This is a genomic window from Massilia norwichensis, from assembly GCF_024753245.1.
In the GTDB taxonomy this organism is placed as follows: Bacteria; Pseudomonadota; Gammaproteobacteria; order Burkholderiales; family Burkholderiaceae_D; genus Telluria; species Telluria norwichensis.
Map to the genome: position 1 here is coordinate 78,594 of NZ_JANUGX010000005.1, position 12,252 is coordinate 90,845.

Genomic DNA, 12,252 nt, shown 5'->3' on the forward strand with positions numbered 1-12,252 from the left:
CAGGCTTCGTTTTCAGGAGCCGCATGATACATCCTTAATCGCGCAAAAACGCCACCACATCCTGCGTAAACCGCTGCGGCGCATCCAGATAAGGGAAGTGCCCTGCACCCGCGTACTCGACCAGCCTCGCCTTCGGCAGCGCCCTGGCCAGCGCGCGCTGGGCCGGGAGGCCGATCGCATAATCTTCTTCGCCGGCCAGCACCAGCACCGGCATCGTCACGCGCTCGAAGCGGGTAAAGCGGTAGGACAGGAAGCCGCCGTTCCATAGTGCGCCGCCCAGTTCGCCGGTATTGCGCAGGCCGCTCTTCGCATCGACGGCGCGCTGCTCCTCGACCTTCTTCATGTCCGGGAACATGGTCTCGTCGTTGACGCGCTCGCGGATCTCGTCGGGCACCGAGTTGAAGGCGAAGAAGCAGTCGTCCGGGGTCTCCTTGCGCTCCACGGCGGCGGCGCGGGCCTTTGCCAGCTCGGCCGGATAGCGCCGGGTCAGGAAGTCGACGCGCGCTGCGCAAGCGTCCGGAATGCTCGAGGCCGCGCTGACCAGCACCACTTTCGACACGTGCTGCGGATAGGCCGCGGCGTACTCCAGCGCCAGGGCGCCGCCGAAGGAGTGGCCCATCAGCGCCAGCTTCGGTACGCCCAGCTGCTTGCGCAGCGCTTCGATGTCCTCGACCATGGCCGGCATGGTGTAGACGCCGGTCCAGGGACGTTCGGAACGCCCGCTGCCGCGCTGGTCCAGGTAGATCATCCGCAGCTTGCCCTCCAGCGCCTTGCCGCCCTGGGCCTCGAAGCTGTAGCTGTTGTAGCCGGGACCGCCATGCAGGAACAGCAGCGGCGTGCCTGACGCTTGCCCGGCGACCTTGTACCAGAGGCGCACGTCGTTGACCACCGTCTGGTGCTCGCCAGACTGCATCGCACTGTTCAAGGAAGCCGCCGCCCGGGCGGATGGGAGGCAGGCCAGCGCTGCCAGGATGGCAAGCAAAGTCGTCGCGAAACGCATCGTCGTCAGTTCTCGTTGTTGTAATTACGCAATTATGAAACAGGAAGGGCGGCGGCGAAAGTGGCCTGCCTGTCCGACCTGTCCGCACTGTCCGTTAATGAACGTACGGAGTAATTTCGCCGGAGCGCCTACTCTCGTCCTTCGACTGTCCCAACACAGGAGTAGATCATGGGCTTTGATTTAGGCAACATGCTGCAGCAATACCTCGGCGGCGCTGCCAATGCCAACCCCGCACAGGCCGAAAACGATTTCGACCACGTGTCACAGAACGTGCCGCGCGAAGACGTGGCGCGCGGCGTCACCCAGGCCTTGCGCTCGGACCAGACGCCGCCCTTCCCGCAAATGGTCGGCAATATGTTCGGCAACAGCAATCCGGACCAGCGCGCCGGCATGCTCAACCAGCTGCTGGCCAGCGTCGGACCCGCGCTGCTGTCCGGCGGCGCCGGCGGCATCCTCGGCAACCTGCTGGGCGGCGGCCAGAACCGCGTGACGCCGGAACAGGCCAGCCAGATTTCGCCCGATCAGGTGACGCAGATCGCGGCCCAGGCCGAGCAGCACAATCCGGGCATCGTTGACCAGATGGGCGACTTCTATGCCCAGCATCCGACCCTGGTCAAGACCCTGGGCGGCGCCGCGCTGGCGATCGCGCTCGGCCACCTGGCGCAGGGCATGCAACGCCGCTAAACGGCGGCAACCATCCACCAACACAAGGAGAACGATATGGGTATTCTCGGCGACATCTTCCACAAGATCTTCCCTGGCCGTCATCCGGCCAACAACCAGGCGCCGGCAGGCGGCGCTCCCGCCGCCCCGCAAGCAGCGCCGCAGGCTGCACCTGCACCGGCGCAGCAGGCCCCGGCGCCTACCGCAGGCACGACCGGCACTGCTGGCGCCGCCGCCGCTCCCGCCGCTACCCTCAACCAGCAGGTGGACGTCGAAGAAGTCCTGACCAACATGCAAAAGCAGTCCGGCCAGCAGCTGAACTGGCGCACCTCGATCGTCGACCTGCTGAAGCTGCTGAACCTGGACAGCAGCCTGCAGGCGCGCAAGGAACTGGCGGCCGAGCTGCATTACACCGGCGACACCAACGATTCGGCCAGCATGAACATCTGGCTGCACAAGCAGGTGATGACCAAGCTGGCGCAGAATGGCGGCAAGGTGCCGGCCGACCTGCAGGGCTGATCCACACGACCATGGCCGCTTCGCCCGCGGAGCGGCCCGCTTCCACGATGATGCTTTCGACCAACCAACAGTCCAGCACGATGAAGCTGTCCGAGCAATCCAGGAAGCTGCTGGCCATCCGCGACGACGTTTTTGCCGAATGGGAAAAACGTGTCCGCAGCCTGATTCCGGGCGCGGACGAGGTCAGCCATCCGGTGCTGCTGGACACCCTGCCTCTGTTCTACGGAAACATCGCGGAAGCGCTCAGCCCCGGCTACGACCGGGAAAACGCCGCCACCGATTCGAGCGCCGCCGCCGGCCATGGCGGCGAACGCGCCCGCACCACCGACTACCAGGCGGTCGAAATCGTCCACGAATACCAGTTGCTGCGCGATACCCTGCTGGACGTCGCGCAAGACCACGGCATCCGCTTCGAGCGCGAGGAATTGCAGATCATCGATTCTTCCTTCGACCAGGCGATCCGCGATGCCATCGAAGAATTCACGGCCCTGCAGCGCTCCTTCCGCCAGCGCGTCGCCGCCTCGCTCACGCACGACATGCGCAGCCCGCTGTCGGTGATCATCTCGGGTGCGGAACTGCTGCTGGCGACGAATCCCGGCAAGGGCGAGAAGATCGCCCGCAAGATCCTGGACAACGGCCTGCGCCTGGAGCGCATGTTCCAGGAACAGCTCGACGCCCTCAGCCAGACCACGGCCCAGGCCGCACCGCTGGCGATGGACCAGGTCGACGCGCTGACGCTGGCGCGCAAGGTCGCCGAGCACGTCAACGACACCACCCCGGCGCACTGCGAGGTCAGCGGCGAGTCCGTGAGCGGCTGGTGGAACGAGAGCGCCCTGCGGCGCGCCCTCGAGAACCTGGCTCTGAACGCGGCCAAGTACAGCGACGGCAAGCTGATCAGCCTGAACGTGGCCCAGACCCACGGCCGCCTGATCCTGTCGGTCCACAACTGCGGCAACCCGATTCCCGACGAGCGCCGCAAGGACATCTTCGAATACCTGAACCGCGGCGAACAGTCCGACAAGACCGGCTGGGGCATCGGCCTGCCCTTCGTGCAGGACGTGGCCAAGCGCCACGGCGGCACGATCGTGCTCGACAGTTCGGAACAGGCCGGCACGACCTTTACGCTCGACATTCCTGTCGATGGGCGGGCATTCAACGGCCCCGACCTCAGTCAGCCAGGCTGAGCTTGGCCGGAGTGCCGCATGAGAAGCAGAAGCGCGTAAAGGCGTTCTTGCGGGTGCGGCAGGCGGTGCAACGGTCGAACAGGCCGATCCCGCAGTGCGGACAGTGCGCCAGGGTCTTGTCCTTGAAATTGGTGGGCCGCTCGCAGGACGGGCACAAGCCCTTGCCTATCCTGTCCATCGCGAGGTCGTAGCGCATGGTCGTGCGGCGCTCCTGTTCGGGCAGGGCTTCGGCAGCCTTCTGGCGCTCCAGCCAGGCCTGCAGCCAGCGAATCGCATAGCGCCCGACGACGATCGTCAGGAAGATGCCGACGCCATAGCGTACATAACCGCCATAGCTCGGCAGGTAAGGCACCAGTTCGACGAAAAAGGCAAACAGCGCAAAGAAGATGAAGCCCCATGTGAAGGGCCAATAGGTGCCGTTGCGCTTGTTTCTGAACAGCCAGGCGGCCAGGCCCAGCAGCGGCACCGTTACCCCGATGCGCAGCAGGAAGACCGTGCGCGCCTGGCGTTCGGCTTGCTCCCTGGCCAGCGTGCGGGCAGGTTCGAGCAGGTTTTCATAAGCGGAATCGGCCCGTTTCTCCGCCTGTGCGGCGTCGAGCAGCACCTGTTGCTGTGCCTGCACCGCCTCCAGGGCTTCGTGCTCGGCCGCGACCAGTTTGTCCAGCTCGCGGGTACGTCCGATCAGTTCGGCATCCTGGTCCGGCCTGGCGGTGGTATGACGGGTCGCGAGCCAATTGTCGAATGCCTGGCGCGCGCTGCGCGTCTTTGCCGCGGCAACCTCATGCTGGTGCTGCGCCTGTTCCAGCGCCTGGCCGGCGGACTCGCGCGTCCGGCCGGCCTGGGCAATGGCCGCCTGCAGCGGCGCTGCCTTGGCCGGATCGACGAGGCTCTCGGCCGATGGCGCCGGCTCGAAATAAGCCAGGTTGTCGATCACCTGGCTGCCCAGTCCAATGAGGAATGCGGCAAACACGAAAGCGACCAGCCATAAAGCCCGCCGCATCCAGGTTTCGGTCAAGCGCAAGCCTTTGTTCATCGAAGCCCCCGTCATGTGGAAAGCCGCAGCTTGCCATCGACGGAATCACGGAGCCATCGGAAAGCGCAAACTACCTAGTTTGCGCTACCGCAGGTTTCGTGTCGCGCTACCCTACGAACATTAGAAGTAGGACAGACCCAGCGCCTTGCGCACCTCATCCATGGTCTGCGCCGCGACTTCGCGCGCCTTGAAGGTGCCTTCCTTCAGGATCTGCAGGACCTGGCCCTTGTCCTTGGCCAGCTCTTCGCGGCGCGCGCGGATCGGCGCCAGCATGTCCTGCAGGATGCCTTCCAGGCGCTTCTTGACCACGGAGTCGCCGAGGCCGCCGCGGGTGTAGTGGGCCTTCATCTCGGCCAGGCCTTCCTTGTCGGTGTCGAAGGCGTCCAGGTAGATGAAGGCGACGTTGCCTTCCAGGTGGCCCGGGTCCGACACCTTCAGGTGCAGCGGGTCGGTGTAGACCTGCTTGACGGCGGCGCGGATCTCGTCGGCGCTGGCGCCCAGGTTGATGGTGTTGCCCAGCGACTTGCTCATCTTGGCGCGGCCGTCGATGCCCGGCAGGCGGCCGACTTCCGGCACGATCGCCTTGCACTCGACCAGGATGTCCTTCTCGCCGCCGTAGGTGCGGTTGAACTTGCGCACGATCTCGTTGCACTGCTCGATCATCGGGATCTGGTCTTCGCCGACCGGCACGATGCCGGCCTTGAAGGCGGTGATGTCGGCGGCCTGGCTGGCCGGGTAGGTCAGGAAGCCGGCCGGGATGTCGCGCTCGAAGCCGCGCATGACGATCTCCGCCTTCACGGTCGGATTGCGCTCGAGACGCGCAACGGTCACCAGGTTCAGGTAATAAAAGGTCAACTCCGCCAGTTCCGGGATCTGCGACTGGATCAGGATGGTCGACTTGGTCGGGTCGATCCCTACGGCAAGGTAATCGAGCGCCACCTCGACCACGTTCCGGTGTACCTTACCTATGTCATCCATGTTGTCCGTGAGCGCCTGGGCGTCCGCGAGCATGATGAATTGGCGATATTGATCCTGGTAAGTGACGCGATTGCGCAGGCTGCCGACGAAGTGGCCGAGGTGCAGCGGCCCGGTAGGACGGTCGCCGGTCAGGATGACAGGTGCGGTAGTGTTAGGGGTTTGCAGGCTCATCGGGCTTCCTTTTTATCCTTGCCCCGATCCTGCCGCGCCAATGAAAACGCCACCTTGAATCGGGGCGGCGTTTAGTGATTCACATTCAACTCTCCGGCCGCGCGCTGCTAGCAGCGCCACCAGGAAACGAGGATGGAATGTGTATGCGAAAAATTCATGGATGGCATGGTTGCAGGTTGCCGCATCGCTGTCAACCGCGAACGCGTGCCGGCGATCCCAGACATATGGACTGGCGGGGACCGCCATGACTTTTTTGTTGCTATAAGATTAACTACATTGGTGAATTATGGATTCCACGAAGAGCACGAACAGCCACGACAACCACCCGCTCGAACTCTGGGGCGGCCTCGAATGCACCGTCAATCGCGTCCGCGATGACTATTTCCACCAGCTCGACCGCAACGGCCACGCCACCCGTCCGGCCGACATCGAACGCTTCGCCTCGCTCGGTATCCGGGCGATCCGCTATCCGGTCATCTGGGAGCGCACCGCCCCGGACGGCATCGACAAGGCCGACTGGTCCTGGCCCGACGAGCGCCTGGGCGCGCTGCGCGAAGCCGGCGTCACCCCGATCGCCGGCCTATGCCACCACGGCAGCGGCCCGCGCCACACCAGCCTGGTCGACCCGGCCTTCGCCGAACAGCTGGCAGAATACGCCGGCGCGGTGGCCGCGCGCTATCCCTGGATCGAGTACTACACCCCGGTCAACGAACCCTGCACCACGGCCCGCTTCGCCGGCCTGTACGGCGTCTGGTACCCGCACGGCCGCGACGACCGCACCTTCATCGAAGCCCTGCTGATCCAATGCCGCGCGGTGGTGCTGGCCATGCGCGCGATCCGCGCCGTCAACCCGAACGCCAAGCTGGTGCAGACCGACGACCTCGGTAAAACCTACAGCACGCCGGAACTGGCCAAGGTGGCCGAGTTCTACAACGAGCGGCGCTGGCTGGCCTGGGACCTGCTGTGCGGCATGGTCGGCCCCGAGCACGCGCTGTGGGGCTACCTGACCAACACCGGCATCCCGGAAGCGGACTTCCTGTGGTTCCGCGAGAACCCCTGCCCGCCCGATCTGATCGGTGTCAATTATTACGTCACCAGCGAGCGCTGGCTCGATCACCGCCCGGAACGCTATCCGCAGCACCACCGCGGCGTGGCCGACGGCATCCCCTGCGCCGACATCGAAGCCTCGCGCGCACTGGCGACGCCAACCGCCGGCATCGCGCCGCTGCTGTCCGAAGTCTGGGACCGCTACCGCATCCCGCTGGCCATCACCGAAGCCCACATCGACGCCAACCGCGAAGATCAATTGCGCTGGCTGCTGGAGATCTGGGAAGCGGCCAAGGAATCGCGTGACAACGGCGTCGACCTGCGCGCCGTGACCGTGTGGTCGCTGCTCGGTTCCTTCGACTGGAACAGCCTGGTGACCCAGAACCGCGGCTATTACGAACCCGGTCCCTTCGACGTGCGCTCGCCCGAGCCGCGCCCGACCGCGCTGGCGCGCATGATGCGCGAACTGTCGTCGGGTAGCCCGCTCTCGCACCCGGTGCTGCGCGGCCAGGGCTGGTGGCGCCGTCCGGGCCGCTTCCTGTGCCCGCCGGTGGCGACCCCAGCCGCCCTGACCTCGATCACCGCCGACGGCCATACCCTGGTCGGCACCGCCAGCCGTCCGATCCTGATCACTGGCGCCAGCGGCACCCTGGGCCGCGCTTTTGCCCACCTCTGCCGCAAGCGCAACCTGGCCTTCCGCCTGCTGTCGCGCCACGACATGGACATCACCGATGTCGACTCGGTCGAGCGCGCACTGGCCGAGCACCAGCCCTGGGCGGTCATCAACACCGCCGGCTATGTGCGCGTGGACGATGCGGAAAACGATGTCGAACGCTGCATGCGCGAGAACGCAATCGGCCCGGCGGTCCTGGCCGCCGCCTGCGCGCGCCACGGCATCCAGCTGACCACCTTCTCCAGCGACCTGGTGTTCGACGGCGCACGCGATACGCCCTATGTCGAGAGCAGCGCAGTCGCGCCGCTGAACGTCTACGGCCGCAGCAAGGCGGAAGCCGAGCAGCGCGTGCTGGACAAGCATCCGGGCGCACTGGTGGTGCGCACCTCGGCCTTCTTCGGCCCCTGGGACAAGCACAATTTCGTGACCCTGGCCCTGGGCGCGCTGGAGCGCGGCGAAGCCTTCACGGCGGCCAGCGACATGCGGGTCTCGCCGACCTATGTGCCGGACCTGGTGCACGTCTGCCTCGACCTCACCATCGACGGCGAATCGGGCATCTGGCACCTGGCCAACGCCGGCAGCGTGACCTGGGCCGAGCTGGCCTTGAAGGCGGCGCAGGCAGCGGGCGTCGATGCCAGCCGCCTGGAAGCCAAGCCCGCGGCCGAGTGCGGCTTCAGCGCGGCCCGTCCGGCCTACACGGCGATGAGCAGCGAGCGCGGCATCCTGCTGCCGTCCCTGGACAATGCCCTGGCCCGCTATCTCGAACTGCGCAACCAGGCCGATCCGGAGATGGAAGAGCTGATCAAGGCCATGGAGACGCGCCAGCCGCTGGCCGGCGAGCAGCGGCAGATGGAGGAAACGCCGCCGGAAGCCTTCCAGGCACGGCTCTGAGCGACGAATGCGCAGGCGGCGCCCTCCGCCTGCGCAGGGCCAGCGGGATACAATAAGCCGGATTGTCATCCATGAAAGGCCTTGACCCGTGCAAGAGCAACACGCCTTCCCCTTCCTGCGCGAAATCCTGCTGTTCCTCAGCCTCGCCGGCATCCTGATCCCCCTGCTGCAGCGCCTGCGTATCAACCAGGTGCTGGGCTTCCTCGCGGCCGGCACCCTGTTCGGTCCCTTCGGCCTGGGCCGCCTGGCGCAGGATGTGCCGGTGCTGGCATGGCTCACCTTCCCGAACAATGAAGACGTCGCCATGCTGGCCGAACTCGGAGTGCTGTTCCTGATGTTCATGATCGGCCTCGAGCTGTCGGCGGCGCGCCTGTGGGCCATGCGGCGCTGGGTGTTCGGCGCCGGTTCGGCGCAGGTGGTCCTGTGCGCGCTGCTGATCGGCGGCGCGGTCTGGCTGCTGCTGGGGCAAACGATGGAGGCGTCGCTGGTGCTGGGCCTGGTGCTGTCGCTGTCGTCGACCGCGGTGGTGATGCAGTTGCTGAGCGAACGCCAGACCACCGGCACGCCGCTCGGCCAGGCCGCCTTCGCGGTGCTGATGCTGCAGGATCTGGCGGTGGTGCCGATCCTGATCCTGATCGGGGCGCTGGGCGGCGGCCATGGCAGCGGCGGCAGCGACAACGTCGCCGTCATCGCCGTGCTGGCGATGGCCAAGGCGGCGCTGGCGATCGCCCTCATCTACCTGGTCGGCGGACGTGTCGTCCATCCGCTGTTCCGCGCCTTTGCACGCCACCGCCAGCCGGACGTGTTCATGGCGCTGATCCTGCTGTCGACCTTCGGCATCGCCAGCCTGTCGCAGATGGCCGGGCTGTCGATGGCGCTGGGCGCCCTGATCGCCGGCCTGCTGCTGGCCGAGACCGAGTTCAAGCACGAAGTCGAGCTGATGGTCGAACCCTTCAAGGGCCTGCTCATGGGCCTGTTCTTCATGACGGTCGGCATGGGCATGGACCCGCTGCAGATCGTGCACGCGCCGCTGTGGCTGGCCTGTGCGGTCGCGCTGCTGGTGCTGCTGAAAGCGGCCGTGATCGCGCCGGTGATGCGCCTCGGCGGCCTGTCCTGGGGCCGCGCTTTTGAAGCCGCCCTGCTGCTGGGCCAGGGCGGCGAATTCGCCTTCATCGTGATCGGCTATGCGATCAGCGCCAGACTGCTGGACCCGGGCCTGGGCGGACGCGTGATGCTGGCGGTCGGCCTGTCGCTGTTCCTGACGCCGCTGCTGGCGCGGATCGGCCGCGGCATCGGCGAGCGCGCCGACAACGCCGCGCGCGACCAGGAGATGCAGCAGGCCCAGGGCGAGCTCGGCGACGCGCGCGGCCGCGTGGTGATCGCCGGCTTCGGCCGCGTCGGCCAGCAACTCGCCAAGCTGCTGGCGAGCCAGGGCATCCCCTACGTCGCCTTCGAGAACGATGCCAAGCTGGTGTCGCAGCTGCATGCGAAGGGCGTGCCGGTCTATTTCGGCAACGCCTCGCGCCCCGAACTGCTGCGCCGCGTGCACGCCGACGAAGCGCCGGCCATCGTGCTGACCATGGACCATCCGGCCTCGGCGATGCAGGCGGTGCGCGGCATCCGGCGCGAATTCCCGAACGCGCGCCTGTTCGCGCGTTCGCGCGACGAGAAGCATGCGCGCGCCCTGAAACTGGCCGGCGCCAGCGTGGTGGTGCCGGAGACGCTGGAAGCCAGCCTGCAGCTGTCGGCCTTCGTGCTGGAAGCGATGGGACTGGACGAACGCGTCGTCGACGGCATCGTCGACCGCGAACGCGACCAGTTCGTGCAGGCGCTGACGGCGCCGGGCGGAACCGTATAATTCGGCCAACGACAACACATCCATTGGGGACGACATGGCATCCGAGACCAACAAGCTGCCCGGCGCGCGCGCCGGCGCCCTGAGTCACATCCGCGTACTCGACCTCTCGCGCGTGCTGGCCGGCCCCTGGTGCTCGCAGAACCTGGCCGACCTCGGCGCCGACGTGATCAAGATCGAGCGCCCCGACAGCGGCGACGACACCCGCGCCTGGGGTCCGCCCTATGCGCCGGATGCCGAAGGCAGAGCAACGAGCGAAGCCGCTTATTACCTGTCGGCGAACCGCGGCAAGCGCTCGGTGACGGTCGACATGGCCAGCCCCGACGGCCAGGCCCTGCTGCGCGAACTGGCGAAGCACTGCGACGTCGTGCTGGAGAACTTCAAGGTCGGCCAGCTCAAGCGCTATGGCCTCGACTACGAATCGCTGAAGGAAATCAAGCCCGACATCGTCTACTGCTCGATCACCGGCTTCGGCCAGGACGGCCCGTATGCGCACCGCGCCGGCTACGACTTCCTGATCCAGGGCATGGGCGGCTTGATGTCGGTGACGGGCGAGCGCGACGATTTGCCCGGCGGCGGCCCGCAGAAAGTGGGTGTGGCCCTGACCGACCTGATGACCGGCATGTACGCGACCGTCGCCGTGCTGGCGGCGCTGACCCACCGCGACCGCAGCGGCGAAGGCCAGTACATCGACATGTCCCTGCTCGACACCCAGGTCGCGATGCTGGCCAACGTCGGCAGCAATTACCTGAACAGCGGCAAGCGCCCCGCGCGCTGGGGCAATGCCCACGCCAACATCGTGCCCTACCAGACCTTCGCCTGCGCGGACGGGCACATCATCGTCGCTGCCGGCAACGACGGCCAGTACCGCAAGTTCGTGGAAGCCGGCGGCCGGCCCGAGCTGGCCGAGGACGAACGCTTCGCCACCAACCCGCTGCGCGTGAAACACCGCGACGTGCTGGTGCCGCTGCTGGCCGAGATGGTGCGCGGACAGACCCGCGACGCGTGGATTGCGCTGCTGGAAGAGAAAGGCGTGCCCTGCGGTCCGATCAACAACCTGGACGAGGTTTTCGCCAACGAACAGGTGCAGGCGCGCGGCATCGAGATCGCCCTGCCCCATCCGACCGCGGGCGAAGTCAAACTGGTGCGCAGCCCGATGCGGATGTCGGCGACGCCTGCCACCAGCGACAAGGCGCCGCCGCTGCTCGGCCAGCATACCGACGAGGTGCTGGCCGAGATCCTCGGCAAGAGCGGCGGGGAGATTGCCGCTCTGCGGGAGAAAAAAGTCGTTTAGTGCAGCTGGTGCTTGAGTTGCGAGAGCTCGGCGTGGACCTTGGTCACCGCCGTCTCCAGCTGCGGCGACATCGTCGCTGCCGAACGGCTCAGGCGCTTGGCTTCATCGCCCATCGACTCGAGGTTGTCGACACACTCGACCATGCGCTGCTGATCCTGCGACTGCATCACCTGCGATGCCTGCTGGGATTCCTGGGCCATTTTCTGGATGCAGTTCTTCAGGTCGTCCGGGGCATCGCCCGAACGGCAAGCCTGCTCCGCTTCCTGGATGGTTTGCTGGATGTGGGTAAAACGCTGCTGGATTTCGTTTGCTTGCAACATGTCGTACTCCTTACAGTGGTTGAACACAGGAGCTGCATGGTAGTCCCGTTGACGGAGCGGCGGCGCACGAACGGGACGGTTGAGCTAGCTTAAATTACCGAATTTGAGCACTCATCAGTAATATCTCGCTGTTTTTAAACGGATATTTACCGAATTTAGGGCGTGTCGCGATGCGCCTGCCCGCCCCTGCCGTCCGCCTTGTCTTCGGGATCGGCGTGCTCGCCCGCACCCCAGGTTTTCGGATCGACCGGGGCCTGCGGAACCAGTTTGTTGTCGATGGCGTGGCCGGCGGTGGTCGTGGGCCGGGACACGTCGGCGGCTTGCTGGACGGTGTCGCCGGTGACGCCGTGGGACTGCTTTTCATGGTCGCGATGGTCGGTCATGGGAGGCTCCTTCAGTGGATGTGATCGATGAAACCGATGGTAGTCCGACGCGTGGCGCAGTGAATAGGAAGGCTTGTGGAGCGTCTGTAGGACTTATTCCCTTCCGCCTGACGACGCCGCCAATTTATATACAAAGAGTCGTTGTCACCATGTGACCGCCAGGCGTAGCATCGTTCAAGCGGCCTGAGCGCTCGCGAAAACCAATCACCTTGTTCATACGCATCCAGAGTTCATTGGAGGA

Annotated in this window: 11 protein-coding genes; 6 read left to right on the forward strand and 5 right to left on the reverse strand. The window is 66.0% G+C overall.

What is annotated here, in order from left to right; genetic code table 11:
• Positions 1–34: 34 nt before the first annotated feature.
• A complete protein-coding gene (locus NX782_RS06205) occupies positions 35–1,000 on the reverse strand; it encodes an alpha/beta fold hydrolase (RefSeq protein ID WP_258844555.1) in 966 nt (321 codons plus the stop codon).
• A 168-nt stretch (positions 1,001–1,168) separates the two neighbouring features.
• Here NX782_RS06205 and NX782_RS06210 point away from each other — a divergent pair, with 168 nt between their 5' ends.
• The 3 genes from NX782_RS06210 to NX782_RS06220 are packed head-to-tail and all read left to right on the forward strand — an operon-like array spanning position 1,169 to position 3,366.
• On the forward strand, positions 1,169–1,684 hold the full coding sequence (locus NX782_RS06210; protein WP_258844556.1) for a hypothetical protein: 516 nt from the start codon (positions 1,169–1,171) through the stop codon (positions 1,682–1,684).
• Between the two features lie 36 nt (positions 1,685–1,720).
• Entirely contained in the window at positions 1,721–2,182 is a 462-nt protein-coding gene (locus tag NX782_RS06215; RefSeq protein ID WP_258844557.1) for a DUF3597 domain-containing protein, read from the forward strand.
• A gap of 47 nt (positions 2,183–2,229) precedes the next feature.
• On the forward strand, positions 2,230–3,366 hold the full coding sequence (locus tag NX782_RS06220) for a sensor histidine kinase (protein ID WP_258844558.1): 1,137 nt from the start codon (positions 2,230–2,232) through the stop codon (positions 3,364–3,366).
• Here NX782_RS06220 and NX782_RS06225 read toward each other — a convergent pair.
• Positions 3,350–4,399: a serine endopeptidase gene (locus NX782_RS06225; RefSeq protein WP_258844559.1), complete on the reverse strand. Its 1,050-nt coding sequence runs from the start codon at positions 4,397–4,399 to the stop codon at positions 3,350–3,352. The two genes, NX782_RS06220 and NX782_RS06225, sit on opposite strands and share 17 nt — an antisense overlap.
• Before the next feature lie 120 nt (positions 4,400–4,519).
• Positions 4,520–5,548, reverse strand: coding sequence for a tryptophan--tRNA ligase (gene trpS / locus NX782_RS06230; protein WP_258844560.1), 1,029 nt, complete (start codon positions 5,546–5,548; stop codon positions 4,520–4,522).
• A 286-nt stretch (positions 5,549–5,834) separates the two neighbouring features.
• On the opposite strand from trpS, the gene NX782_RS06235 reads away from it, so the two are divergent.
• From NX782_RS06235 to NX782_RS06245, 3 genes are all read left to right on the forward strand, one after another.
• Positions 5,835–8,159: a family 1 glycosylhydrolase gene (locus tag NX782_RS06235; RefSeq protein WP_258844561.1), complete on the forward strand. Its 2,325-nt coding sequence runs from the start codon at positions 5,835–5,837 to the stop codon at positions 8,157–8,159.
• 88 nt (positions 8,160–8,247) lie between these two features.
• Positions 8,248–10,017, forward strand: coding sequence for a cation:proton antiporter domain-containing protein (locus NX782_RS06240; protein WP_258844562.1), 1,770 nt, complete (start codon positions 8,248–8,250; stop codon positions 10,015–10,017).
• A gap of 34 nt (positions 10,018–10,051) precedes the next feature.
• Complete coding sequence (locus tag NX782_RS06245) at positions 10,052–11,308, forward strand: CaiB/BaiF CoA transferase family protein (protein ID WP_258844563.1); 1,257 nt, start codon at positions 10,052–10,054, stop codon at positions 11,306–11,308.
• Here the strand turns inward: NX782_RS06245 and NX782_RS06250 are convergent.
• Together NX782_RS06250 and NX782_RS06255 are read right to left on the reverse strand one after the other, a co-directional pair.
• Complete coding sequence (locus NX782_RS06250) at positions 11,305–11,628, reverse strand: hypothetical protein (protein ID WP_258844564.1); 324 nt, start codon at positions 11,626–11,628, stop codon at positions 11,305–11,307. The two genes, NX782_RS06245 and NX782_RS06250, sit on opposite strands and share 4 nt — an antisense overlap.
• Positions 11,629–11,783: 155 nt before the next feature.
• Complete coding sequence (locus NX782_RS06255) at positions 11,784–12,011, reverse strand: hypothetical protein (RefSeq protein ID WP_258844565.1); 228 nt, start codon at positions 12,009–12,011, stop codon at positions 11,784–11,786.
• Positions 12,012–12,252 lie beyond the last annotated feature (241 nt).